General features: G+C 44.2%; 20 protein-coding genes and 1 riboswitch. Of the genes, 7 read left to right on the top strand and 13 right to left on the bottom strand.

Annotated elements, in window-relative coordinates; all coding sequences use genetic code 11:
• Positions 1 to 57 precede the first annotated feature (57 nt).
• The 8 genes from BCT11_RS10010 to dinG all read right to left on the bottom strand — a co-directional run bounded on the left by BCT11_RS10010 (position 58) and on the right by dinG (position 10,829).
• Positions 58 to 2,976 (bottom strand): hypothetical protein, encoded by a 2,919-nt coding sequence (locus BCT11_RS10010; protein WP_102388263.1) that lies wholly within the window; start codon positions 2,974 to 2,976, stop codon positions 58 to 60.
• A gap of 30 nt (positions 2,977 to 3,006) precedes the next feature.
• Positions 3,007 to 3,088: riboswitch (cyclic di-GMP riboswitch) on the bottom strand.
• 63 nt (positions 3,089 to 3,151) lie between these two features.
• Positions 3,152 to 4,495, bottom strand: a complete 1,344-nt coding sequence (locus BCT11_RS10005; RefSeq protein WP_061035602.1) for an HlyD family type I secretion periplasmic adaptor subunit — start codon at positions 4,493 to 4,495, stop codon at positions 3,152 to 3,154.
• Positions 4,488 to 6,188 (bottom strand): ATP-binding cassette domain-containing protein, encoded by a 1,701-nt coding sequence (locus BCT11_RS10000; RefSeq protein WP_054755738.1) that lies wholly within the window; start codon positions 6,186 to 6,188, stop codon positions 4,488 to 4,490. Before BCT11_RS10000 ends, BCT11_RS10005 begins: the two co-directional genes overlap by 8 nt.
• 168 nt (positions 6,189 to 6,356) lie before the next feature.
• Entirely contained in the window at positions 6,357 to 7,163 is an 807-nt protein-coding gene (gene xthA / locus BCT11_RS09995) for an exodeoxyribonuclease III (protein WP_038875944.1), read from the bottom strand.
• A gap of 84 nt (positions 7,164 to 7,247) precedes the next feature.
• A complete protein-coding gene (rsmS, locus tag BCT11_RS09990) occupies positions 7,248 to 7,412 on the bottom strand; it encodes a pleiotropic regulatory protein RsmS (RefSeq protein ID WP_102388262.1) in 165 nt (54 codons plus the stop codon).
• Positions 7,412 to 7,957 carry a primosomal replication protein gene (locus tag BCT11_RS09985; RefSeq protein ID WP_038866728.1) on the bottom strand — a complete coding sequence of 182 codons (546 nt, stop codon included), beginning with the start codon at positions 7,955 to 7,957 and terminating at the stop codon, positions 7,412 to 7,414. The genes rsmS and BCT11_RS09985 overlap by 1 nt, the downstream gene beginning before the upstream one ends.
• Positions 7,954 to 8,739, bottom strand: a complete 786-nt coding sequence (locus tag BCT11_RS09980) for a TSUP family transporter (protein ID WP_038866730.1) — start codon at positions 8,737 to 8,739, stop codon at positions 7,954 to 7,956. Before BCT11_RS09980 ends, BCT11_RS09985 begins: the two co-directional genes overlap by 4 nt.
• A 14-nt stretch (positions 8,740 to 8,753) precedes the next feature.
• Positions 8,754 to 10,829, bottom strand: a complete 2,076-nt coding sequence (gene dinG / locus BCT11_RS09975; RefSeq protein ID WP_102388261.1) for an ATP-dependent DNA helicase DinG — start codon at positions 10,827 to 10,829, stop codon at positions 8,754 to 8,756.
• A 516-nt stretch (positions 10,830 to 11,345) separates the two neighbouring features.
• On the opposite strand from dinG, the gene BCT11_RS09970 reads away from it, so the two are divergent.
• Together BCT11_RS09970 and BCT11_RS09965 are read left to right on the top strand one after the other, a co-directional pair.
• Complete coding sequence (locus BCT11_RS09970; protein ID WP_020195015.1) at positions 11,346 to 12,371, top strand: porin; 1,026 nt, start codon at positions 11,346 to 11,348, stop codon at positions 12,369 to 12,371.
• Between the two features lie 76 nt (positions 12,372 to 12,447).
• Positions 12,448 to 13,125, top strand: a complete 678-nt coding sequence (locus BCT11_RS09965) for a DUF2057 family protein (protein WP_102388260.1) — start codon at positions 12,448 to 12,450, stop codon at positions 13,123 to 13,125.
• A 64-nt stretch (positions 13,126 to 13,189) separates the two neighbouring features.
• Here the strand turns inward: BCT11_RS09965 and BCT11_RS09960 are convergent, their stop codons facing one another.
• Entirely contained in the window at positions 13,190 to 13,900 is a 711-nt protein-coding gene (locus BCT11_RS09960; protein ID WP_042603725.1) for a pseudouridine synthase, read from the bottom strand.
• A gap of 370 nt (positions 13,901 to 14,270) precedes the next feature.
• Between BCT11_RS09960 and BCT11_RS09955 the strand changes: the two genes are divergently transcribed.
• Complete coding sequence (locus tag BCT11_RS09955; RefSeq protein ID WP_102388259.1) at positions 14,271 to 16,496, top strand: NADP-dependent isocitrate dehydrogenase; 2,226 nt, start codon at positions 14,271 to 14,273, stop codon at positions 16,494 to 16,496.
• A gap of 169 nt (positions 16,497 to 16,665) precedes the next feature.
• On the opposite strand, the gene cspD is transcribed toward BCT11_RS09955, so the two are convergent.
• Positions 16,666 to 16,884 (bottom strand): cold shock domain-containing protein CspD, encoded by a 219-nt coding sequence (cspD, locus tag BCT11_RS09950; RefSeq protein ID WP_038866741.1) that lies wholly within the window; start codon positions 16,882 to 16,884, stop codon positions 16,666 to 16,668.
• Positions 16,885 to 17,582: 698 nt separating this feature from the next.
• Here cspD and clpS point away from each other — a divergent pair.
• Entirely contained in the window at positions 17,583 to 17,903 is a 321-nt protein-coding gene (gene clpS, locus BCT11_RS09945; RefSeq protein ID WP_005427554.1) for an ATP-dependent Clp protease adapter ClpS, read from the top strand.
• A 48-nt stretch (positions 17,904 to 17,951) separates the two neighbouring features.
• A complete protein-coding gene (gene clpA / locus BCT11_RS09940; protein ID WP_038866743.1) occupies positions 17,952 to 20,222 on the top strand; it encodes an ATP-dependent Clp protease ATP-binding subunit ClpA in 2,271 nt (756 codons plus the stop codon).
• A 186-nt stretch (positions 20,223 to 20,408) separates the two neighbouring features.
• On the opposite strand, the gene infA is transcribed toward clpA, so the two are convergent.
• The 3 genes from infA to aat form a co-directional block, all read right to left on the bottom strand.
• Entirely contained in the window at positions 20,409 to 20,627 is a 219-nt protein-coding gene (gene infA / locus BCT11_RS09935; RefSeq protein WP_001040192.1) for a translation initiation factor IF-1, read from the bottom strand.
• 80 nt (positions 20,628 to 20,707) lie between these two features.
• On the bottom strand, positions 20,708 to 21,409 hold the full coding sequence (locus BCT11_RS09930) for an arginyltransferase (RefSeq protein ID WP_038866745.1): 702 nt from the start codon (positions 21,407 to 21,409) through the stop codon (positions 20,708 to 20,710).
• On the bottom strand, positions 21,406 to 22,116 hold the full coding sequence (gene aat / locus BCT11_RS09925; RefSeq protein ID WP_102388258.1) for a leucyl/phenylalanyl-tRNA--protein transferase: 711 nt from the start codon (positions 22,114 to 22,116) through the stop codon (positions 21,406 to 21,408). The genes BCT11_RS09930 and aat overlap by 4 nt, the downstream gene beginning before the upstream one ends.
• Before the next feature lie 41 nt (positions 22,117 to 22,157).
• Between aat and BCT11_RS09920 the strand changes: the two genes are divergently transcribed.
• Both BCT11_RS09920 and aroA read left to right on the top strand, forming a co-directional pair.
• Positions 22,158 to 22,634 (top strand): glycine zipper 2TM domain-containing protein, encoded by a 477-nt coding sequence (locus BCT11_RS09920; protein ID WP_038866750.1) that lies wholly within the window; start codon positions 22,158 to 22,160, stop codon positions 22,632 to 22,634.
• Positions 22,635 to 22,794: 160 nt separating this feature from the next.
• Positions 22,795 to 24,075 carry a 3-phosphoshikimate 1-carboxyvinyltransferase gene (aroA, locus tag BCT11_RS09915; RefSeq protein ID WP_102388257.1) on the top strand — a complete coding sequence of 427 codons (1,281 nt, stop codon included), beginning with the start codon at positions 22,795 to 22,797 and terminating at the stop codon, positions 24,073 to 24,075.
• The last annotated feature ends 50 nt before the right edge of the window (positions 24,076 to 24,125 follow it).

Here is a 24,125-nt window from a genome sequence, read left to right as displayed (position 1 = left end):
AAAGAAAGAGCGCCGATTGGCGCTCTTTTTGGGTAGATGAAGGGCGAGTGAGTTTACCTATACAAATTGGAAATCACCGTCAAAGGCTGCGTCGGTATAAATGACGACTTCTTTACCTCCTTTTGTAAAGGTATAGGCCGTTAAGACATCTGAGCCTGATAACCCTAAGGAATCAATCATGCCTTGGTCTAGCTTGTAATCTGATGACGCCATAAGGTCCGCCACCGTCATAGTCACACCATCATCGGGATCGCCTTGAGTATCGCTTTCTAGGCTCCAATTATTGCTTTCGTCCAACTTGATGTTTTCAACGCCAAGGGCAAAGAACTCTGATTGACCATCATCTTTACTCTTACTATTGTCGCTAGCTCCACCTTGATGGTACGCCTTGCCAAGGGTCAAGGTAACAGAATCTTGGTCACTACTTGTACCTATTACCGCTTCAATACCTTTAATGTTGTCTGCATCTTGACCTTTAGACATATCGATATCGATAGGGCCGTCTTTCTCATTGGCGACAAGAACATCGAACCCTTTTCCGCCTCTGATTAGTGTATCATCTGCGTCGTAAGCGATCGTATCGTTGCCTTTACCACCTCGAACTTCGTCGGCACCACTACCACCGATGATCACATCATCGCCTTTGCCGCCTTTAAGTGCATCAACGCCTGCACCACCGTCTAGCCAGTCGTCACCACGACCGCCTTTGAGAAGTTCAGGTTCTGCTATGGTAGTGACGTTATGGATCACGTCGTTGAAGTCATCATCGTTAGTTGAAAGGTCAGTGTTATCATTCCATTCGAATAAGGAGGTTCCATCCCCCATAGGAGTGACTTGCGCATGGACTGGGAGACCCAATTCAAATGCAGCTTCACCGAGTAATTGCGCATCTAGATCGAATTCTGAAACATCAATAAATCCCTCAGATTCAATGCCGTTATCGGCACCGTCAGGGACCACGAAGAACCCCAGCTTACAAGCATCTCCACCCATCATTTCTTTCGATATTGAGGTGTTCATTTCATCAGGCTGTTTTACATTTGACCAAAGAATGCCGACATTCACGACTTCACCGCTTGAGTCTGCGGTGTAGAAACCAAGGGAGTTATTGAACCCTGCATTGGACCCGATGAGTTCAACGTCGAACGTTCCGTTGAACTGGCTGATATCATACATACCATCAGATGGCGTCGGCAGTATTTCGTTATTGTCACCGCCGAGTAAGACATCATCACCACGCCCGCCATATAGCATGTCGGTACCGTCGCCAGTGAGCCCAAGTGTTTCTACTGATGTGACAAAATAGTCACTTGAGTCTTCTTTCTCTCCCCCTTTACTGAATTGTTCACCTGCGGCAGAGAACTGAATTTCATCAAAGGCTTTGAAGCCAGTATCGTTTGGACCAATACTAAACTCACCGCTATTGTTGCTATCAGTAGAAAGCACTTTAGTATTTTCTAGTGTCATGCCCGCAGCGGCGTAGTGGGCTAGGGTATCTGCGTCAGGTTCATTTGCGCTAAAAAATCCACTTGCGACTTCAATGCCATCTCGAAATGCAGTCCAGATACCAATTTCGTCCACATCATCATCTTCTCCACGACCTTCATTGGCATAAAGATTTGAGATCCCGACGGTGGCGGCCATAGTATGTTCATCTAAGCAAACAGAAAGCATTTCGGAGCCAACTGCATCGCCAGGTTCCGAATCTCCGTCATCGTAGCTATACCCAATTTGTGCATCTTTACCACTTTCATCCGTGCCTTCGACTCCATACTTACTGCCTTGTTGGGTCGTGTTTCCTTCAGAGCCATCAGGGTTGTATGCTGTGGCGTTATCAAGACCTAAATCCTCTCCCTCAGGAGTCTGTGCTGAGTCAAGATCGAGTTCAAAGTTACCTGTTTGCTCATTGAAAGAGAGGGCATCGAAATTGTCACCAATGAGCACATCAGCCCCTTTGTTACCGCGAATAAGATCATCTCCCGGCATCGAGCTATTATCGACGTTGTCTCCGTCTCTAGGAGTACCATCACCAATCAACACATCGTTGGCCTGGTATTGATGAAGAGCGACGTTATCGAGCAGGGAACCAAGAGAATCTTCATTACCATCGGCCATAAACGAAATGGTATGCTCGCCAGCGCCTAGATCTAGATCTAGATTGACCGTTTCCCAGCCATCGTTGTTGTATGTTCCAACAACTTCACCGTCAATGAGGACTTTTAGCCCATTTGTATCTGTATTATCAGTACGGTTGGTGTGATCAAAAGAGAGTTTGAATGTACCTGCAGTATCAACAGTGAAGGTTTGACTAACGGTAGAGTTGGTAACGGTATTGTCCCCGTCTTTGTGAGAATCAAGTTCTAACACGTTTCCTCGTGCGGGATCTTTGTTATCTCCGTAGCCACCACCATTTTGGATTTCGATTAGACCTTCGGTCGCTTCCCATCCACCGTAGCTAGAGTAGGTTTGCCAGCCGCCATGATCGACGACAGGACTATCACCTACATCATCATCAAAATTGCCATCGGCTAATAAATTGGTATCATCCGTTTTAGCTCGACGATCACCATAAATAATATCGTTGTTGCCACCGCCTTCGACATAGTCGTTACCAGAACCAGCAACAATGATGTCGTCAACGCAGCCCACTTTTTCAACATCGCCTTCGCGCGCTAAGTTAATGTTAGGGTTTTCTCCGGCTTCGTCTTTTGCATTTATGGTGTGATTCCACGATTCAATGACATCATTGCCATCTCCAGATTTGATCGCCTCTGAACCTCTACCACCAGCGATAAAGTCATCACCATCACCCGTTTTAACGATATCATCACCTTTACCTGCACGCACTTCTAGGTCTGCACCTGAATTGTCTTCAAGGTGATTATCTACATCCCTTGACACTCCATCTTGAGTAGGGCCATCAACTAAGGTACCAACCTGTGCATTGGTCTCTGTTACAGAAACTTCTTCCGCCATTGTTTCATCCTCATATATCGCGAGATACATAGAGGCAGCCCAGCCATCTCAGTCCCGTTTGAGATCTGTAGCTTTCCGTCCCCACTTCGCAGTGGGTTTGGCTTTGTCATCCGTTATGTTATTAATCAATTAATTAGCCAGTAACGTCGAGGGATTATGATTTTATAAATAAGTCTTACATTTCTCGCATTGCCTTATATGAGGCAATGGCGAGAGGATTGAGCAAATAATCGAGTGGGGTTTGTTCATCAATTAGAATCATGACTTCCGCAGGCATGCCTGGGTAAAGCGAAACTGATTCCCCTAATTCAGCTAACATGTTTGCATCTAGTGACACGCGAGCGAGGTAGGCTGAAGAGCCTGTTGCTTGGTCGCTGATGCGGTCAGCAGAAATATGTATAAGCTTGCCTTCTATAGGTGGCGTTTTTCTAAAGCTGAATGCGGTTAAGCGTACTTGAGTCGCTTGTCCAATATGAAGCGCTTCAATATCTTCGGGTTTTACCAAGGCTTCCACAATGAGTTCGTCCTCTTGTGGGACGATTTCCATGAGCGTGTCGCCTGGAGCAATAATCGCATGTTGACCGACAACATTGAGGCCAACGACAACACCGCCTTGTGGCGCTCTGATTTCGACACGTTTGAGTACATCATTCGCGTTTATCATTGCCTCTCTTGTCTCATTGAGTTTTCGTTCAAGCTCCTGAACTTCTTCGCCTAAGGTTTTGGCGTAATTGAACTCCGCATTGGCTAATTCCATTTTCGCTTCCGCAACAAAGCCTTTTGCTCGTCCAATTTGGGCACTGAGGTCGGCAATTTGTCCTTCAAGTTGTGAGTGCTCTCGTTGGAGATCGAGGTAACGTGATTTTGATGTATTGCCGGAGGTGAGCAGCTTTTTATGCATAGCGACCTGTTCTGCAAGATAGCGCAAACTTTCTTTGCCGGCTTGATATCGCTTTTGTAGGCCGAACATGTCTAATCTAGCTTGCTCAATCTTTTCTGCCAGAATGTTATTTTCTCCATCCCTTAATGAGCGGCGTTTTTCGTATAAAGCTTGCTGAGTACGAATGATTGATTGAATTTCTTTGGAGTGATTTCGAGAAAGTAAGCGTGTATCGAATTGAATTTCAGGATGATCAGCGAGCTCGGACTGAAGTCGGTTTAAGCGAGCAAGATCGCTTTCCCACTGAGCTCTTAGTCGATTCAAGCTGGCTTGAGCCTGTGTCGCACTCAAAGTAATCAACAAATCATTTGTTCTGACCTTATCCCCATCTTTTACATGAACGCTCTCGATAATCCCACCTTCTAGGTGCTGAACGGGTTTTCGCTTTGATTCGACGATAACAACGCCGGGAGCTATCGCTGCCGAACTCAGAGGTGACAAACTTGCCCATGCAATGAAGCCGCCGATCATGATGAGTAATACGAGCAGAGAAGTGATGACCACGGGCTTGGTAGTAAAAGAGAGTTTACGACCATCTTCGAAATCGATGCCATGTTCGTTAAGTGTGGTCTTACTCATTGGAAGCCTCTGATTGAGTTTGCGTTCTTGAACGCACATCCATCATCGAGCGGAGAACCTTGCTTGCTTCTCCGGCTCTCGCAATCTGACCTTTATTGATTTCAACCACCCAATCGACATGGCGCAGCAAGTGTGGCTGGTGGGTGATCATTACGACGGAAATGCCTTCTTCTCTGCATGTTGCGAGGAGGGTTGTGAGGTACTCTTCCCCTTCTTTATCCATGTGAGAGTTGGGTTCGTCTAAGACCAAGAGTTTGGGTTTAAAGCACAATGCTCGTGCTAAGGCGAGCTTTTGGGCTTGCCCGCCAGATAATTGATGTCCACCATCACCAATCAAGGTTTCATAACTGTTTGGAAATTGAAGAATCGTCTCGTGTACACCAGCGCGAATGGCGGCTTTAATGATTTGAGAGTCACTGATCTCAGTGTCGAAATGGGCAATATTTTCTTTCACGCTGCCTTGGACAAACTGAATATTCTGTGGGAGGTAACCTACGGTATGTTTGAATTGTGTCTTCTCCCAGTGGGTGACATCTAAGCCATCGATAGACACCTTGCCTGATGTCGGTTTGTGTATTCCCATTATTAATTTGCAAAGGCTGGTTTTTCCAGAGCCACTTGCCCCGATGATTGCAACACGGTTTCCAGCCTCTAGCCTAAGTTTCAGCTGTTTGAGGATAGCTTCGCTTTTGTGATTCTCAGGTGACCAAGTCACGTTTTCAAAGCGTAATTCACCGGTGATTTGGGGGAGCGTTGTACGTTCAAGCTCTATTTTTGATTGGCTGACAACCGCTTTTATGCGCTTGGCTGCGGCTAACCCCGTCTTCCAGCCTTGAAACCCAGAGGTTAGCTGCTCTATTGGTTGGAGCGCTCTCGCCATAAGAATTGACCCAGCAATCATTCCGCCCGCACTCATTGAATTTTGAATCACAAGAAACGCGCCTGTTCCCATAATGCCAATTTGTAGCGTCATGCGGACAAGTTTGGCGAGAGACGTCAGGTTAATAGATGCGAGGTCTACTTTGTTTCTGAACCACAACTTTTCAGCAAGGACAGGCTGAAATTTGTTAAATGTTCCATCGGCTGCTTGCTGAGAGAACAGGGTTTCTTGTTTGTTGAATAGCTCATCGACTTTTCGATTTGCAGCAATTTGGGTAGCGTAAGATGCTTCAAATGATTTCTTTTTCGCGTAGAAAGAGAGTAGTGCGACCATTAATACACAGATAACAGCAATCAAACCAACCAATCCGATAATAGGGTGGAGCATAAACATGACCAGAAGGAACAATGGCGTCCAAGGCAGATCGAAAGCAACAAAAAAACCGGGTGACATGAGAAGAGCTCGTATCTCATTTATGTCGTTAAACACGTAACGTGTCTTCGTGTCGTAATGTTGACCGCACAGTTGGTATAACCATTGAGCACTTTCCGATTCAAACTGAAGGGCTTTTCTTTGGGTGTATTTTTGTCTTAAGGTTTCAAGCAATGCCTGTGAAATCAACAGAAACAGAGCGATAGCAGTAAGTAGCAATAGTGTATCTGTACTTCTACTCGACAATACACGGTCGAACAATTGAAGACTGTAGATTGGAACAACTAGCATCAAAGCATTAATTACGGCGCTCACTAGTGTCATTGGGCCTAATGCTTTAAATGTAAAAGGAGACAAGTTGCTCCAACTTTTTTGAACCATACTTCCCTTACTCCATGAACTAAAGAAGTAGTAATGAGTATAGAAAGTGAATGTTCGAGAAATGCCTCAAAATTGAGACGAGGAAGGAAAGCGAAAAATGAACTAAGAGGAGGGTAAGTCGGGGCTAATCACGATAAGTTGGCAAGATGATTAGCCCTTTAAAGCTATCTATTTGAAAGTAGACCAAATAGGAGCATGGTCTGACGGTTTCTCGATGCCACGCAGTTCGTAATCAACATCGGACTCAACACATTTTTGTGCAAGTGATGGCGTCGCAAGAATCACATCAATACGTAGACCTCGATTATCGTCAAAGCCGCGAGATCGATAATCAAACCAAGAGAAACGGTCATCCACTTCTGGGTGCAGGTTACGGAAAGTATCTTCGAATCCCCAATCCATTAGCGTCTTCAACCACTCGCGTTCTTCCGGTTGGAATGAGCATTTACCAGTCTTCAACCAGCGTTTACGGTTTGGTTCGCCGATGCCGATATCTGCATCAATCGGACTGATGTTGATGTCTCCCATTACAATCAGTTGTTCATCATTTGTATGGTGATCATTTAGGTAGGTCATCAGATCTTTGTAGAACTGGCGTTTGTATGGATATTTGGTCTCATGAGCGATGTTGTCGCCTTGAGGGAAGTAACCGTTTAACACAGTGACCTTTTCACCACTCTCATCTTCAAACGTCGCCATGATCATGCGCTTTTGGTGTTCTTCGTTATCGGTAGGGAACCCTTTTTGCACATTGATTGGTTCTTGTTTACATAGCATCGCGACACCGTAGTGTGCTTTTTGCCCATGAAAGTAAACTTTATAACCCATGGCTTCGACATCTTCGATTGGAAAAGCTTCGTCGTGCACTTTGATTTCTTGAAGACCAATGACATCGGGTTGGTGCTTATCGATAATGGCTTGGAGCTGATGCAGACGAGCACGAAGTCCATTGATGTTAAAGCTAATTACTTTCATTTTCTATCCTTCTGAAGGGCGTATTTGTGCTTGATTTTACCATTGGCGGTATAGGCTGGAAACGTCGAAAGTAAATAAGAACAGTTATTTGTTACTGAGTTTGTTCTCTAGGTCATTCTGTACGATTTTAATTGCTTTTAATGCAGTTTCAGGTTTGATTTCATTCGACTCTAACAAGTAAATCAAATCGACGGCTAACTTCACCTCTTCTGGGGCATCATCGAGCGGAGATTTTGGTTGGTCAGTCATTACTGGTTCTTTTCCCTGTGAGTGATTTGATTTTCTAACTTAAGCAGCGCTGCTTCGCATCGTTCTAATCGTTGTTCTGTTGCTAAAAGTACTTTCTGCGCTTCAGCACGAGCAAAGCTTGGGGAAAACTCAACAGCTCTCTCTTTCTCCAGCACCATTTCTCGTAATCGACGAGCCCACTCTTGGTGTTGAGCTAGTTCTTGATACAAGACATTAATTGGCTTTCTAAAGTGACTGCTGTGTTTTACTTCGTTTTTGCGAATTTTTGTGGTGGAAATTTCACGCTGAATTGCGCCAATTTGCGCGACTAATCTTTCAGTTAAGTACTCTGCTCGTAATGCCGTGAGCTTTTGCTCCTTTTGCTCGCGTACAATCGAATCAAGTGTTGCTGTTGCTTCTTTTACACAGGGTACGAGTAGCCGAGAGCGGCAGTGGAACAAACGCTCATCAAACAAAGGAACATGGTGTTCTCCACGCTGACGGTCAAGCATTGCAGCCTGTTTAGACATTTGTTCTAGATGTTCTGAAAGCTGGCTGATGTTCATGTTAATCCTACAAACCATGCATCGTAAGCGAGTTTAATGGCAAGCACGCTAACAACGGTAACAAAGACCGGACGTATGAACTTAGCACCAAAGTGGATTGCTGAATGCGCGCCAACAAAAGCACCAGCCATTAAACAGACGCCCATTGTTAAGCCTAGTACCCAGTTGATGTGTCCTAATACGGCAAATGTAACCAATGAAGTAAAGTTACTGGTAAAGTTCATTGCTTTAGCCAAACCAGACGCAAGCAAGATATTGAGTCGGTATAAGGCCATGGAACTCACCGTCCAAAAAGCCCCAGTTCCTGGCCCCGCTAAACCATCATAAAAGCCTATCGATAAGCCTTGCATATACTGCTTTTTATTTAGCATCGGACAAGGTTCGGGAGTTGGGCTTTGATGAGTCGACTGTGGTGGTTTATGGAAAACAGTATACATCGCAGCAGCGAGAATGATCAGCGGCAGCGCTTTCTCTAACCATTCTGTACTAATTGCATCAACAAATAGCGTTCCTAGTGTTGCACCAACAAGAGTGGCAACAAACGCTCTGCCCCAGCACTGGGGCTTAAAAAGACGTTTCTTATAGTAAGTATAGGCCGCCGTCGAAGAGGCAAAAGAGGCAGCTAACTTATTGGTGCCCAATGCGATGTGGGGAGGAAGCCCTAACGACAGTAACGCGGGAACAGTCAGCATACCACCACCGCCAGCAACAGCATCGATAAATCCAGCAACAAAAGCGACTAGCGCCAACACCAACAGCATGGTTGGCTCAATCATTTCCATAAATAGTTATTCTTTTAATATTCTATTTTGCGTTTAAACGGAGGAAGCGAATCAATCAGAGCTTGTCCGTAGCGTTTTGTTATCAAGCGTCTGTCGAGGATGGTCACTCTACCAGAATCTCGTTCTTTGCGCAGTAATCGACCAACGCTTTGGATCAGCTTTTTACTTGCATCTGGAACCGTGATTTGCATAAACGGGTTACCACCCTTTTTCTCGATGTACTCCGAGTGTGCTTGTTCAACTGGAGAAGTAGGGACCCCAAATGGAATTTTTGTGATAATGAGGTTTTCCAATAGTTCTCCAGGTAAATCAAGGCCTTCAGAAAAGCTGCCTGTACCAAAAAGGATGCTGGTTTTCTGCTTATCAATGAGCCTTTTATGTTTTTTTAGAATTTCTGTTCGTGAACTTTCGCCTTGAACTTGCAACGCCCAACCTCGTTTTATGAAACCAGCATTGAGTGCATCAGCAACTTGGTTCATCTGCCAATAAGAGGAGAATAATACCAAGTTCGCTTTATTGTCTTCTAAATACTTAGGCAAAATTTCAATAAGATATTCAGTAAACTGCGGTGCCTGCGGTTCATACTTCATTGCTGGTATCAGCAGTTCGGCTTGATTTTGATAATCGAAAGGAGACGCTAGTGCCAAAAACTGTGTTCCTGAGTCCGGTTTGGCGTCAACGCCCACTTGATGGCAAAAGTAATTAAATGAGTTTAGTGCTCGCATAGTGGCAGAAACCAATACGGCGCCGATGCAACGACTCCAGATTTGTTGGTCTAGTTGCCATCCAATTTCCAACGGGGAAACGCTGACAATAAAATCGCCTTCACGATCTGGGTGTTTTTCTAACCAGCGCGCAAGAGGTGCACCTTTGTCTCGGCTTGGCTCGGCCATTAAACGCCAGACTTGAGCTAGGTTTTCCAAACGTTGGATGTAAAACCCTAACTCAGCCAAAGCTGGTTCCGCCAATCTTGATGAAAGTTCGCCATCTTTAACGCGCTCAGCTATTAGATCGGCGATCTTTGCGACGCTTTGGTTTGCCTTTTTGCTTAGTTGTTTTAAATCTTTTGATTGATTTTCCAACCAAGTCGGTAGCTCACCATGTTCAAAACGGTATATCCCTTCCTCAAACTGGGCTGGATCAAACTGTTTAGTCAGTTGGGTCAACGCAGGAATCAGTTCCTGTACGGATTCTTGTAGATCATTACGGAATCGACCAACACGTTTTTCATCTGTTAACGAAGAAAATTTGGTGATTGACTGGTTGAGCTTTTCTAACCAAGCAGCTGCACCTTTTAAACTGGCTGACGCAGAAGCGTGATCGCGAGCGACATGAGGTAGATGATGAGCTTCGTCAAACACGTAAATTGTGTTTTCTGGCTCAGGGAGGATCACTCCACCACCCAAATCTGCATCGGCCATTACGAGTGAATGATTGGCGATAATGACGTCATTTTTATCCAACTCTGTTCGAGCTTTTTGAAAAGGGCAGCCTCGGTGTGCTGGTAAGCTGTTGTTACAGCTGTGCTTATCACTGACAATAAGTTGCCATAACTGATCATCTATTGGTTTCGGCCAAGAGTCTCGGTCGCCATCCCACTTCCCTTGAGCGAGGGAGCGATACATGGTTTCCAGTAGCTCAATATCTTTCTTCTTCGGTTTAGTTTCAAACATCGCTAACTGGCCGCCATCGACACCACTTGCCGTCGCGAGTTTTTCAGCACAACAATAACGCTGTCGGCCTTTTGCAAGAATAAAAGAAAACTCTCGATCGGTGATACGACGAAAAAGAGGCAGGTCTTTATTCACCAACTGTTCTTGTAGAGCGACGGTGGCTGTTGAGATCACTACTTTACGATTGTTATAAACCGCCACAGGAATCGCTGCCATCAGATAAGAGAGTGATTTACCGATGCCAGTACCAGCTTCTGCAATCAACATGCGATTTGACTTGTGGTATTGCCCGCATAGTGTTTTCGCAATTTCTGCAACTAAGTAGTTTTGTGCTCTTCGTGGAACAAAATTATCAAGCTGCGCTTGTAAGTTTTGGTAACTGGTGCGAATCGATTTTTGAATGTTACTGGTTAGCATACGGGCCTCAAATGCGTTGGAGGCGCATAGTAGCACACATCACTAGTTGTACTGTAGTTCACAAAACGGAATGCTTTTATGATAAATATCGATCTTGTTCACAAAAAAATATTGAACCTAAACTAAATGAAAATAATTTCATTAGTCGAAAAATATAAAACTTCAAAAATGATACCTTTGTAGTGTTTTATTCTAAAGTTTATTGTTGCATGGCAATTGAAAGGTGTTTTCTATTTGTTATTAATGAATTACTAAATTAAGAAAAATCAAGTTCATTGTTTAGAACTTCATCGAATATTTTAAATGTAAATGCACAAGACTTTGTATTTAAAGGTTATTTTTGTTTTTTGATAAAACTATTTAGAAAATTTGACAGTCAGAATAATCTTTTGCACTCTAGTGCCCAGATTTTGTAGGTAAAGCATTGTTACGTTTCGATAACAAGCTACCTCAAAAATATAAAAAAAGGGAATCGGACAAGGATATCCCGAACTAAGAAAAGGCAGTGGATTAAATATGAAAAAGACTCTTTTAGCACTAGCGGTTGCTGCTACAGCAACTACTGTGAATGCGGCTGAAGTATTCAAATCTGACGAAGGTTCTGTAGATTTCTACGGTCAGCTACGTCCAACTCTTCTATTCCTAGACAGCACAGACCACACTGCAGAGCTAAACACTAGCTCTTCACGTATGGGTGTAAACGGTGTTTACGTTGTAAACGATAGCCTAAAAGTTCTAGGTGAAGTTGAAATCGGTGTAGCTCTAGGTGATAACTACGGCGCTGGTGCTGATTCAAGTGAGCGTACTGACGACACTGTATTCGTTCGTCGCCACATCTTCGGTTTCGACATGGGCGAAATGGGTACTATCCGCTTCGGTAAAGAAGGTACTTTCGCAGATGACGTTTACGGTGCGGATTACTCTTACTTCTTCGGTGGCTCTGCTCTACTTTACGGACACGAGTGGAACAACGACTCTCAAATTAAATACGCATTCGAAAACGACGCATTCTGGCTAAAAGCGGGTTACGCTCTAGGCGAGAAAGACAAGAACGAAGAAGTTCGTGAAGTATTCGTAGGTAAGTCTTTCGGTGACCTATCTATGCACGCTGGTATCCTTTCTTCTGTAAACAAGATTGCGGTAAACAAGGTTGCTCACGATTCAGAAAACCTATCTTTTGAAGTAACTGGTGAGTACGCTCTAGGTGAGCACACTCTTGGTGCAACATACTACTACAACGAAGACGAGAACAAGATCTCAGACGAGACTGTTGATTCTCACGGTATCTCTCTAGCAGGTATGTTTGCAGTAGCTCCTAAGACAACTCTTTACTCTGGTTACGAGCTAGTAATGTCTTCTTCTGACCAAGCTGGTACTGTAGACGGTGATGATTCACGTTTCTACGCTGGTGTTGAGTACAAGTTCTCTAAATGGGCTCGCGTATTCGTTGAAGGCGCATACGTATTTGAAGAAACTTCAACTGACAACGTGAAGACAGACAGCAAAACTGACTTCGGTGTTGGTGCACGTTTCTACTGGTAATCAAAACCCAGTTTGATATTGTAAGACCCAGCTTTATGCTGGGTCTTTTACTATTGGAGATAAGGATTTAATTTCTATGCAGTTATCATTAAAAGTGGCAATCACACTTTCTGTTCTAGCCAGTACAAACTTATATGCTGCAACGACCTTGGTGGTTCCTGAAGACGTAAAATTACTTGCGGTAAATATGGAGAAGCCAAAGTTGGAGGGTGGTTTGTTTTCGGATGAGAAAACAATAGAGATTCCTGACGGTACCAACCAAATTGTCTTCAAGTATCAACCAGAATTTAAGATTGGTGATGATATCAAAGGGGTTTATGGCGACGCCATTATTGCCAAGTTTGATGTAAAAGACGAAGAACTGAAATTTGAACTACCAAAGTTCAAAACCTACCGCCAAGCACAAACCAACATCTCTCCTTTAGAGTGGCAACTACTAGACTCTAAAGGCCAGCCAATCGACCTTGTTGAAGACGTTCTTGAGTCCGATGGCGTTCAAATTGGTCGTAACTATGCTCAGGAAGCTCGCAACTATAATATTGCAGGCGGTGTCGCTGGGGTTGCTGTGACATATGTGACAGTAAACCAACACAGCCAAGCTGTTACAGGCGTAGAGCCTAAAGCGGTTGCGGTAGTCGACACGAAATCTGCGACTGCACAAGACAGCCAAATGGTTGATCTACTTAAGACGATGTACCAAAAGGCCACTCCACAAGAAAAAGAAACCTTTAAAAAGTGGGTTGCTCAACAATAATCGTTATTAGTGACGATAAAAACTAAAAAAGCAGACGAAAGTCTGCTTTTATGTTTTTTGATGTTTATTGTTGGAGCGTTATTTCTTTCCACTCGCCAGGTTTGAGGTTGTGTAACTCAATCCCTCCCATCGAGTAGCGTACGAGTCGCAGTGTCGGAAAACCGATATGTGCAGTCATACGTCTTACCTGACGGTTTCTTCCTTCTATGATAGTAATCGCTAACCACGTTGTTGGAATGTTTGCTCGGAATCGGACAGGTGGAGTCCTATCCCAGATCTCTGGTTCAGGCATCACTTCTACTTTTGCTGGTAAGGTTACGCCATCTTTTAGCTCTACGCCTTTACGTAGCATCTCCAAGTCTTCTTCTTTAGGGGCTCCATCCACTTGTACCCAGTAACTTTTTGGTGATTTTGATTGGGGCTGCGTCAACTTCGCTTGCAAAATGCCATCGTTTGTTAAGACCATCAATCCTTCGCTGTCTCGATCTAAGCGGCCTGCGGCATACACATCTTTCACTGGAATAAAGTCGGCTAGCGTTTTGCGACCATCTCCATCAGTGAACTGGCTCAACGTGTCATACGGCTTATTAAAAATGATCACTTTGCGATCTTCTAGGGCAATGCGTGGCTTAGATGTTTTTGAAGCGCGGGCAGGGCGACTTTTTCGATTTTTCGCTTGTCCATTTGAGTGGTTTGCTTTTCCAGAGCGTTTAAAATGACTTGTTTTTGATTGGTGAGTACCGCGACCTTTTTCATGACCCGAGCGAGATGACATGTTAACTACCTTGCAAAAATGTAAATGAACTGTGTTTGAAAGTTTTATGTTTTCTTGTTATCGGCTATCATTTGCGCGCCTAAAACTAACAAAAGCGCAGAGAATAATAGACTATTTCGTGTTATTTGTTTAATGATATAGCTAAGTTGCTTTAGTGAGACATTTCTAACGGAAATGGACACCAAAGTAAGCTTGGCACCAAGTGCACTCATGGATATAGAGCCATAGAGCTTCAAACTATAAGAAAGAGTGCAAACCGCATGTCGCGTTGGTGAGGAGGAATGCACTACTAACGTTAAGCAATGCGTCAATTCAACGAACTCAGTTGCTGAGAAGTTCAGCTAAGTTGAGTAAAAAATAGGGAAATTTCATGCCTACAGAAAAACCTACAATTATCTACACAATCACTGATGAAGCCCCGGCGTTAGCAACCTATTCATTACTACCAATCATTCAATCGTTTACCGCATCGTCTGGCATCAACGTAGACACTCGTGATATTTCGCTAGCGGGACGCATTATCGCTAACTTCCCAGAGCATTTAAAAGAAGAACAACGTATTGGTGATGCTCTAGCAGAACTTGGCGAGTTAGCGAAAACACCGGAAGCGAACATCATTAAGCTTCCAAACATTTCGGCTTCAATTCCTCAACTAAAAGCCGCAATCAAAGAGTTGCAAGCGAAAGGGTATGCGCTTCCAAACTACCCTGAAGAACCGACCACTTACGAAGAAGAAGCAATTAAAGCGACTTACGACAAAATCAAAGGTAGTGCGGTAAACCCGGTGCTTCGTGAAGGTAACTCTGACCGTCGTGCTCCATTATCAGTTAAGAATTACGCGAAGAAAAACCCACACTCAATGGGTGCATGGTCAGCTGAGTCTCAATCTCATGTATCAAGCATGACAGGAGATGACTTCTTCGGTAGCGAAAAATCGACGACCATTACTGGTGCTACCGACGTTAAAATTGAATTCGTCGCTGCTGACGGTTCGGCAAAAGAACTTAAATCAGCATTCCCTCTGCAAGACAAAGAAGTGATCGATTGTTCAGTCATGAACAAGAAAGCGCTTGTTGAGTTCTTCGAGAAAGAAATTGCAGAAGCAAAACAGCAAGACGTCCTTCTGTCTCTTCACATGAAAGCAACCATGATGAAGGTATCGGACCCAGTTATCTTTGGCCATGCAGTTAAAGTGTACTACAAAGACGTTTTCGCAAAATACGGCAAGCTATTTGAAGAACTTGGTGTAGATGTAAACAACGGTCTTGGTGATGTTTATACTAAGATTGAATCTCTACCTGCTGAACAAAAAGCAGAAATTGAAGCAGCTATTTTAGCGGTATACGAGACTCAACCAGCGCTTGCGATGGTTGACTCTGATCGTGGTATTACTAATCTCCACGTACCGAGTGACATTATCGTTGATGCTTCTATGCCAGCAATGCTTCGTGCTTCTGGCCAGATGTGGGGACCAGATGGTAAGCAAAAAGACACGAAAGCGATGATCCCAGATCGTAGCTATGCGGGTATCTACCAAGCGGTTATCGATTTCTGTAAAGAACACGGTGCATTTGACCCAACTACAATGGGCAGCGTGCCAAACGTGGGTCTAATGGCTCAGAAAGCAGAAGAATACGGCTCGCATGATAAGACATTTATCCTAGACGCTGCTGGTACTGTACGTGTTGTCGACACTTCTGGTGCGGTTCTTCTTGAGCAAACTGTCGAAGCAGGTGACATCTTCCGTATGTGTCAGGTGAAAGACGCGCCAATCCAAGATTGGGTGAAACTTGCCGTCAGTCGCGCACGTGCAACAGGTGTACCAGCGGTGTTTTGGTTAGACGAAGCGCGTGCACACGATGCTGAACTGATCAAGAAAGTGAATGCATACCTTCCTGAGCACGACACTTCAGGTTTAGAGATCAAGGTTCTAGCGCCAATCGATGCATGTCAATTCTCTCTAGAGCGCATTAAAGAGGGGCTAGACACCATTTCTGTAACAGGTAACGTACTTCGTGACTACCTAACGGATCTATTCCCGATTTTGGAACTGGGTACTTCTGCGAAAATGCTGTCAATTGTTCCACTAATGAACGGCGGTGGTTTATTTGAAACTGGTGCTGGTGGCTCTGCGCCAAAACACGTCCAACAAGTTGAGAAAGAAAACCACTTGCGTTGGGATTCTCTGGGTGAGTTCCTTGCTCTAGCTGCATCATTGGAGCACCTAAGTACAGTTGCTGGTAATGCGAAAGCTCAGGTTCTGGCTGAGGCATTGGACAAAGCGACAGGTGAATTCCTAGACGAGAATAAATCACCGTCACGTAAAGTGGGTGAGTTGGATAACCGCGGCAGCCACTACTACCTTGCGACGTATTGGGCGAAAGCTTTGGCTGAACAAAGTGCAGATGCAGAACTGGCTGCTGAATTCGCACCAGTTGCTAAAGCCCTTGCAGAACAAGAAGAAGCGATTGTTGCTGAGCTGAACAACGCACAAGGTGTAAGAGGTGAACTCGGTGGTTACTACGCGCTAGATGATGCTCTTGCATCAACACTAATGCGTCCAAGTACGACGTTGAACGGCATCATTAACAAGTAAGCATTGATTTCGCGCTATTTCGGTAGCGCGTTTGTATGTTACTTAGTTTAGTGCTCTTGCAAACGTAATAAACCCGCTCATAGGCGGGTTTATTTTTCTCTTCATAACACTAGAAGGTAAAGCCAGTGTTATGAGAGCAAATGGTTTTGTCTTTCCGACAGCGCTCTAGTTATTTAGCTTGGGCTTCTATTGGAACAACGCTGCTAGCGTGTGAGCCCTTTGGACCTTTTTCAATCTCGTATGAGACTTGTTGGCCTGCTTTCAGTGTACGATAACCGTCCATTTGGATAGTTGAGTAGTGGGCAAAGATGTCTCCTTCCTCTTCATCTGAACAGATAAACCCAAATCCTTTGGCATTGTTAAACCACTTTACTGTACCTGTAGCCATGCTTTTACATCCCTCATGCATTTTTTACTGATGTTGTTACAACACCAAGCCATACCTTTAGCTTGGTCTCATTGCTAGCGTTCACTAACACACGTCGAGTTGGGCACTTCCATATTCATCAAATTGTTAGAAATCCAACAAATTCAAAATGAGGATTTATGCATCAACACTTTCCACTGTAGTCAATGAATTCTGACAGTCAATAGTCAAAGGCAACAATCGGAAACATTATTGAAAACAAATCACTTTTGAGATTAACAATTTTGCAAAGTGTTTCTGCCGCATGCGTAAGCTTTTAGTTAAAAGGACTGCAAGGTGTTGATATAGGGGGGAGGCATACTAACCAAGTTGATTACATTAGAAGATTCTACCGAATGAATAAAAAATGACGTTTTCGTGATAAATAACCGATTATCAACCATTAAATGTGATCTTCTTTCTTATCGGAGCACTAATTAATATAAGTGAAGTGAGTCGAAATTTGGTAAACACAACCGCAAAAATAAGCATGTGTTGGGATAAAAATCTTTTATTTGCGCCCCTGCCAGAGGTGCATTAGTCTCTATGTAAGGACACAAATTTTATCTATCAAAGTCCAATTAGGTGCCACATCTCACTACACCGCATGGCATGCTTATGGTAGATTGTTTTTATAGGTTAAAAACATCAACCCTTTGATACGATATCTTTGAATTGCCATGAGTAAAAATTTTGAATGGGTGACTCCAGACTCTGATCTTCTGGAGCGAGAAAGTACGAAAGTTCAGCCACCTAAGCTGTACAACGTAGTTCTAAACAATGATGACTACACACCTATGGATTTCGTCATAGAGGTACTTGAGCGATTCTTCTCGCATGATATTGATAAAGCAACGCAAATCATGCTCAAGATCCACTATGAAGGAAAGGCAATCTGTGGCACATATAGCGCAGAGATTGCTGAGACAAAAGTAGCGCAAGTGACGATGTACTCAAGGGAAAATGAGCATCCGCTACTATGTACTATGGAGCAAGCGTAATAAGAAGACTTGCTCGAGCAACCAAAGTTGTTCTTTCGGGAGGTACTTATGCTAAATAAAGAACTAGAATCAAGCCTTAACGGTGCATTCGCTCGTGCACGTGATAAACGCCACGAGTTTATGACTGTCGAACACCTCCTACTTGCATTATTGGAGAATGATGCAGCTAAGGAAGCCCTACTAGCCTGCAAAGCGGATCTTGATGCTTTGCGCAATGAACTCGATATTTTTATCGACCAAACAACGCCACTCATCCCAGAAAGTGACGAGACGCGCGAAACCCAGCCGACATTGAGCTTTCAGCGTGTACTTCAGCGCGCCGTTTTCCATGTACAGTCGTCTGGTCGTAGTGAAGTAACCGGTGCAAATGTACTTGTTGCTATCTTTAGTGAGCAAGAATCTCACGCTGCTTATCTATTGAAGAAGAACGACATCTCTCGTTTAGACATCGTTAACTTCATTTCCCACGGCATCACAAAAGCTTCGGGTTCTAATGAAGACCCATCTTCGTCTGACTCCTTTGGCTCAGAAGCGCCAGAAGAAACGAATCCAGAAGAACGATTGGAAAGCTTTGCGACTAACCTAAACCAAGTCGCGAAAGCTGGTAATATCGATCCACTCATCGGGCGAGATAAAGAGCTAGAACGTACTATTCAAGTTCTTTGTCGCCGACGTAAAAACAACCCGTTGCTAGTTGGTGAAGCAGGCGTTGGTAAAACAGCAATCGCTGAGGGTCTAGCTTGGAGAATTGTTGAAGGCCAAGTACCAGAAGTGATTCAAAACAGTGTTATCTATTCTCTAGATATCGGCTCTTTGCTTGCTGGTACAAAATATCGTGGTGATTTCGAGAAACGCTTTAAGTCAGTCTTGAAGCAGCTTGAGAAAGAAGAAGACGCGATTCTGTTTATTGATGAAATTCACACCATCATTGGTGCAGGTGCAGCTTCTGGTGGTCAAGTTGATGCAGCGAACCTAATCAAACCTCTGCTGAGTAGCGGTAAACTGCGTTGTATCGGTTCGACAACTTACCAAGAGTACAGCAACATCTTTGAAAAAGAGCGCGCGTTGTCTCGCCGTTTCCAAAAGATAGATGTCGTAGAGCCATCGCTGGACGATACGACGAAGATCCTAATTGGTTTGAAACCAAAATACGAAGCGCACCATGAAGTCCGTTACACCAACAAAGCGCTACGTGCAGCGGTTGAGTTATCGGCAAAATACATCAATGAACGTCATTTGCCAGATAAAGCGATCGACGTGATTGATGAAGCGGGTGCACGCAGCCGTTTAGCGCCGGCGAGTCGTCGTAAGAAGACGGTTGGCGTTGCAGACATCGAATCCATGGTTGCGAAGATGGCGCGTATTCCAGAGAAATCTGTGTCGTCGTCTGACAAAGACATTCTGAAGAACCTTGATGACAAGATGAAGATGCTGGTCTTTGGCCAAGACAATGCGATTGACGCACTGTCAGAGGCGATCAAGCTATCTCGTGCTGGTTTAGGCGTTGATAACAAGCCTGTTGGTTCATTCTTGTTTGCCGGTCCAACTGGGGTAGGTAAAACAGAAGTGACGGTTCAGCTTTCTAAACTATTAGGCATTGAGCTTCTTCGTTTTGATATGTCTGAGTATGGTGAACGTCATTCTGTGAGTCGTCTGATTGGTGCACCCCCAGGTTATGTTGGTTACGATCAAGGTGGTTTGCTGACTGATGCGGTGCTAAAACACCCGCACTCAGTGGTTCTGCTTGATGAAATCGAAAAAGCACACCCAGATATCTTTAATTTGCTGCTGCAAGTCATGGATAACGGTACGCTAACGGATAATAACGGTCGCAAAGCGGATTTCCGTAACGTGATCCTTGTTATGACAACCAATGCTGGTGTAGCTGAAACTGAGAAGAAATCGATCGGTCTGATCCAACAGGACCACAGTCATGACGCGATGGCGGAAATTAAGAAGGTGTTCACACCTGAATTCCGTAACCGTCTAGATAATATCATTTGGTTCAATAGCCTGGACGAAACAGTCATCCATCAAGTTGTTGATAAGTTCATTGTTGAGCTTCAAGTACAATTGGATGCTCGCGGCGTATCAATGGAAGTGTCTCAAGACGCTCGCCATTGGTTGGCGGATAGAGGTTATGACAAAGCGATGGGAGCTCGTCCTATGGGGCGTGTTATCCAAGAGCAGCTTAAGAAACCTCTGGCAAATGAACTGTTGTTTGGTTCACTTGTAGATGGCGGAACAGTGAGAGTAACGCTTGTGAAAGACGAACTTAAGTTTGAATACCTAAGCGAGAAAGAAGCAGCACTTCACTAATTCTCTGTTGAAATCTATTTTAAAAGCGTGCACCTAGGTGTGCGCTTTTTTGTGTTTGCAAGAATGGAGTAAGCCTGTGGAGTGTATTGAAACTCCCAAAAGTAAGCTTGGTATTGAGAGCAAAAAAACAGACAATAAAAAACGGAGCCTTGAGCTCCGTTTTTTATTGTATTCGAAAATCAGAGATTAACGAGCACGGAAGACGATGCGGCCTTTAGATAGGTCGTATGGAGTCATCTCTACAGTTACTTTATCACCAGTAAGGATACGGATGTAGTTCTTACGCATCTTGCCAGAGATATGTGCAGTCACAACGTGACCGTTTTCAAGTTCAACGCGGAACATAGTGTTTGGTAGAGTGTCAAGCACAGTGCCTTGCATCTCAATTACGTCTTCTTTAGCCATTTAATCCTCTTTAGAAATTAGGCGGTATTAGCGCGCTTATTTTGCCGCTAAACAGTAATTATGTAAAGTTGGGGCGTATTCTACCCTTGCCAACGCTGATTTACTAGCCTTTGGTGTCGTTGAAAGCGAGTTTTGTAGTTCATTGCCGGACATTCATCGATTTGATAGCCCAAATAAAGCCAATGTTTGTTCTGTTGCTGGCAAAACTCAATTTGATACAACACAGCTAACGTACCGAGAGATAAGGAAAAATCAGGGTCATAGAAGGTGTAAAAGGCGCTTGAACAATTCTCCATTATGTCGGTAACTGCGACGGCGATTAATTGCCCAGAATCCGTGTATAAATGGAGAAAACCCGTCTTCAACCAAGTCGTTTGCGCAAATCTTGCGAACTCATCTTCTTTCGGTGGATACATAGTGCCATCTTTGTGGCGTTTACAAATATATCGACTGTATAAATCGAACCATGCATCATCGAGCTCAGATTTCATTTCCCATTGAATGGTCTTCGCTTTGTTCAATAAACGCTTTTGGCTTTTAGAATGGATGAAATCGGGCACAGCAATCCTTATCGGCTGACAAGCATTACACTGCTCACAGTGAGGTTTGTAAATCGTGTCGCCACTGCGACGAAACCCATTGGCCATGAGTATTTGGTAGTTCTGGGCGCTGTGCAAACTAGGATCTAGCGCAACTGCGACGCGCTCTTGGCGCTCCGGTAGGTAGCTGCATGGGTGATTGTTGGTCAACCCGATACGAATTTGTTGAAGATCCGTGCTCATGATTCAGCGCCTTGCAAAGTTTGTGGTTCGAACGTTTCCAAATTAATTTTCTTATCCCTTAAATATAGTAGTTTTTGTACGAAATCGTCACGCTCAAGTTCAAAGGCTCCAAGGGATCGCAGGTGAGGGTTCATCACCTGACAATCGATTAATTGGCCTTGGTTTGACGCCAAATGTTCGCATAAATACCACAATGCAACTTTAGAAGCGTTGTCTTTGAGACTGAACATCGACTCACCACAGAAAAGTTGGCCGACGCTGATACCATACAACCCCCCGACCAATTGATCATCGTGCCATACTTCTACTGAGTGGCAGTGTCCTTGCTTGGCAAGCGCAATATAGGAAGCTTGCATCTCCGGATTGAGCCATGTTTCTTCCGCTGGACGGGTAGAAGCGCACAATTCAATTACGTGCTCGGTTGCATTGTTTAGCGTTACTTTATACTGTTGTTTACGCTGAAACTTTTTAAGGCTCTTTGATGGAGTGAAAGTTGCTGGGTCAAAAACCGCTCTCGGAGATGGACTCCACCATAAGATTGGTTCTCCAGGCCCATACCAAGGGAAGATTCCTTGATGGTAACCCGTTAGGATCCTTTGAGGATTGAGATCGCCCCCAAATGCTAACAAGCCATTTGGGTCGTGTAGGGCCTCATAGGGAGAAGGGAAGGCAAAAGAGTCATCAAGTTCAGTTAAATAAATAGCCATAAAGAAGAGTTTACCAACATCAAAGCCTATAGGAATGAAATATGAGCAGAGCAATACTTAGCGCAAAACGATGGGCATGGATCATACTGTTTTTACCATTTTTCGCCAATGCAGCTTATGAAAGAAATGTCGCAAAACCAGTGAATCAAGTGGTGTATGGCAAGGTTGATTCTGTGCGATACATTACTCAACAAGAAGTTAAACAGTCGCAAAGCAACGGTTGGGAAACACTACTCGGTGCGACCATTGGTGGCTTAGTTGGTAACCAGTTTGGTGGTGGTACAGGTAAAGAAGTCGCAACCGCAGTTGGCGCGTTGGCAGGTGCGGCCGTGGTCAAAAACCGTAATAACTACGAATATACGGTTGAATATAAATTGGTTGAATTACTGGTCAAGGTAGACGGCAACAAGCTAATTAATGTGATTCAAGATGTGGACAATAGTATGTTGTTTAACCGTGGTGACGATGTGCGAATCCTATATTTTGACGACGGTGTAAGGGTCGATATCGCTTATTAAGCTGACGTTAGCATACTAATTTTTGAGCTGACTAATTATTCAAAAATTAGCATGGATTTACTCTGGTTTTGTGTTGGTTTTTTCGTTAGTCTGAATTCACGAAGAATTGTTTAGCTCTCTAATAAAATCGAAAGAGGGCACAAAGGATTATCTACTTTCAATGGAAAGCCTAACGTTACAACCTATCAACAAAATTCAAGGGGAAGTGAATCTTCCTGGATCGAAAAGCGTTTCTAACCGAGCTCTGCTTCTCGCTGCCCTTGCAAAAGGCACGACTCGTTTGACCAACCTTCTAGATAGCGATGATATTCGCCATATGTTGAATGCGCTGACCAAGCTTGGTGTGCAGTACCAACTGTCTGAAGACAAAACAGAATGTGTTGTAGAAGGTCTTGGTCGTCCATTTTCAGTTTCTGAACCAGTAGAGCTATTTCTTGGTAACGCGGGGACAGCGATGCGCCCGCTTGCCGCAGCATTGTGCCTTGGACATGGTGAGTATATTCTGACTGGTGAACCTCGTATGAAAGAGCGTCCGATCGGTCACCTAGTGACAGCCCTTCAAACGGCTGGTGCAGACGTTACTTACCTAGAAAACGAAAACTACCCACCATTGAAAATCGTCGGCACTGGTCTTAAATCTGGTTCTGTATCGATTGATGGTTCGATTTCTAGCCAATTTTTAACGGCATTTTTAATGTCAGCGCCTTTGGCTGAGGGCGAAATTCGCATCAATATTGAAGGCGAATTGGTTTCAAAGCCTTACATCGATATCACGCTGCATATCATGAAGCAGTTTGGTGTAGAAGTGATCAATAACGACTACCAAGAGTTTGTTATTCCTGCTGGTCAGCAATACATTGCGCCGGGTGACTTTTTGGTAGAAGGTGATGCATCATCGGCTTCTTATTTCTTGGCTGCAGCAGCGATAAAAGGTGGTGAGGTCAAAGTCACTGGCATTGGTAAAAACAGCATTCAAGGCGATATCCAATTCGCTGACGCACTGGAGAAAATGGGTGCTGAAGTCGAGTGGGGTGAAGACTACGTCATTTCTCGTGTTGGTCAATTGAAAGGCATCGATATGGACTACAATCATATCCCAGATGCAGCAATGACAATCGCAACGACTGCATTATTCGCTGAAGGTACAACCGCGATTCGTAACGTGTACAACTGGCGCGTAAAAGAAACTGACCGTCTATCTGCAATGGCAACTGAACTTCGTAAAGTCGGTGCAGAAGTGGAAGAGGGTGAGGATTACATCATCGTTAAGCCCGTACCACAGCTTACGCATGCGGCGATTGACACCTACGATGATCACCGTATGGCGATGTGTTTTTCTCTGGTGGCGCTAAGCGATACACCTGTGACGATTAACGATCCTAAGTGTACGTCAAAGACATTCCCTGACTACTTTGATAAGTTGAAAGCACTGAGTTGTTAACTCACTTATTGAAAGAAAAAAGCCAGAGTGTGAAGTGACCCCGTAAAGTT

The sequence above is a fragment of the Vibrio sp. 10N.222.52.B12 genome, from assembly GCF_002875385.1.
Taxonomy (GTDB): domain Bacteria; phylum Pseudomonadota; class Gammaproteobacteria; order Enterobacterales; family Vibrionaceae; genus Vibrio; species Vibrio jasicida.
This window is presented reverse-complemented; position numbering and strand designations above follow the sequence as displayed.

Excerpts from the sequence above, each read along its gene's own strand:
- BCT11_RS10010 (WP_102388263.1), bottom strand. The coding sequence starts at position 2,976 with ATGGCGGAAGAAGTTTCTGTAACAGAGACCAATGCACAGGTTGGTACC.
- BCT11_RS10005 (WP_061035602.1), bottom strand. The coding sequence starts at position 4,495 with ATGAGTAAGACCACACTTAACGAACATGGCATCGATTTCGAAGATGGT.
- BCT11_RS10000 (WP_054755738.1), bottom strand. The coding sequence starts at position 6,188 with ATGGTTCAAAAAAGTTGGAGCAACTTGTCTCCTTTTACATTTAAAGCA.
- xthA (WP_038875944.1), bottom strand. The coding sequence starts at position 7,163 with ATGAAAGTAATTAGCTTTAACATCAATGGACTTCGTGCTCGTCTGCAT.
- rsmS (WP_102388262.1), bottom strand. The coding sequence starts at position 7,412 with ATGACTGACCAACCAAAATCTCCGCTCGATGATGCCCCAGAAGAGGTG.
- BCT11_RS09985 (WP_038866728.1), bottom strand. The coding sequence starts at position 7,957 with ATGAACATCAGCCAGCTTTCAGAACATCTAGAACAAATGTCTAAACAG.
- BCT11_RS09980 (WP_038866730.1), bottom strand. The coding sequence starts at position 8,739 with ATGGAAATGATTGAGCCAACCATGCTGTTGGTGTTGGCGCTAGTCGCT.
- dinG (WP_102388261.1), bottom strand. The coding sequence starts at position 10,829 with ATGCTAACCAGTAACATTCAAAAATCGATTCGCACCAGTTACCAAAAC.
- BCT11_RS09970 (WP_020195015.1), top strand. The coding sequence starts at position 11,346 with ATGAAAAAGACTCTTTTAGCACTAGCGGTTGCTGCTACAGCAACTACT.
- BCT11_RS09965 (WP_102388260.1), top strand. The coding sequence starts at position 12,448 with ATGCAGTTATCATTAAAAGTGGCAATCACACTTTCTGTTCTAGCCAGT.
- BCT11_RS09960 (WP_042603725.1), bottom strand. The coding sequence starts at position 13,900 with ATGTCATCTCGCTCGGGTCATGAAAAAGGTCGCGGTACTCACCAATCA.
- BCT11_RS09955 (WP_102388259.1), top strand. The coding sequence starts at position 14,271 with ATGCCTACAGAAAAACCTACAATTATCTACACAATCACTGATGAAGCC.
- cspD (WP_038866741.1), bottom strand. The coding sequence starts at position 16,884 with ATGGCTACAGGTACAGTAAAGTGGTTTAACAATGCCAAAGGATTTGGG.
- clpS (WP_005427554.1), top strand. The coding sequence starts at position 17,583 with ATGAGTAAAAATTTTGAATGGGTGACTCCAGACTCTGATCTTCTGGAG.
- clpA (WP_038866743.1), top strand. The coding sequence starts at position 17,952 with ATGCTAAATAAAGAACTAGAATCAAGCCTTAACGGTGCATTCGCTCGT.
- infA (WP_001040192.1), bottom strand. The coding sequence starts at position 20,627 with ATGGCTAAAGAAGACGTAATTGAGATGCAAGGCACTGTGCTTGACACT.
- BCT11_RS09930 (WP_038866745.1), bottom strand. The coding sequence starts at position 21,409 with ATGAGCACGGATCTTCAACAAATTCGTATCGGGTTGACCAACAATCAC.
- aat (WP_102388258.1), bottom strand. The coding sequence starts at position 22,116 with ATGGCTATTTATTTAACTGAACTTGATGACTCTTTTGCCTTCCCTTCT.
- BCT11_RS09920 (WP_038866750.1), top strand. The coding sequence starts at position 22,158 with ATGAGCAGAGCAATACTTAGCGCAAAACGATGGGCATGGATCATACTG.
- aroA (WP_102388257.1), top strand. The coding sequence starts at position 22,795 with ATGGAAAGCCTAACGTTACAACCTATCAACAAAATTCAAGGGGAAGTG.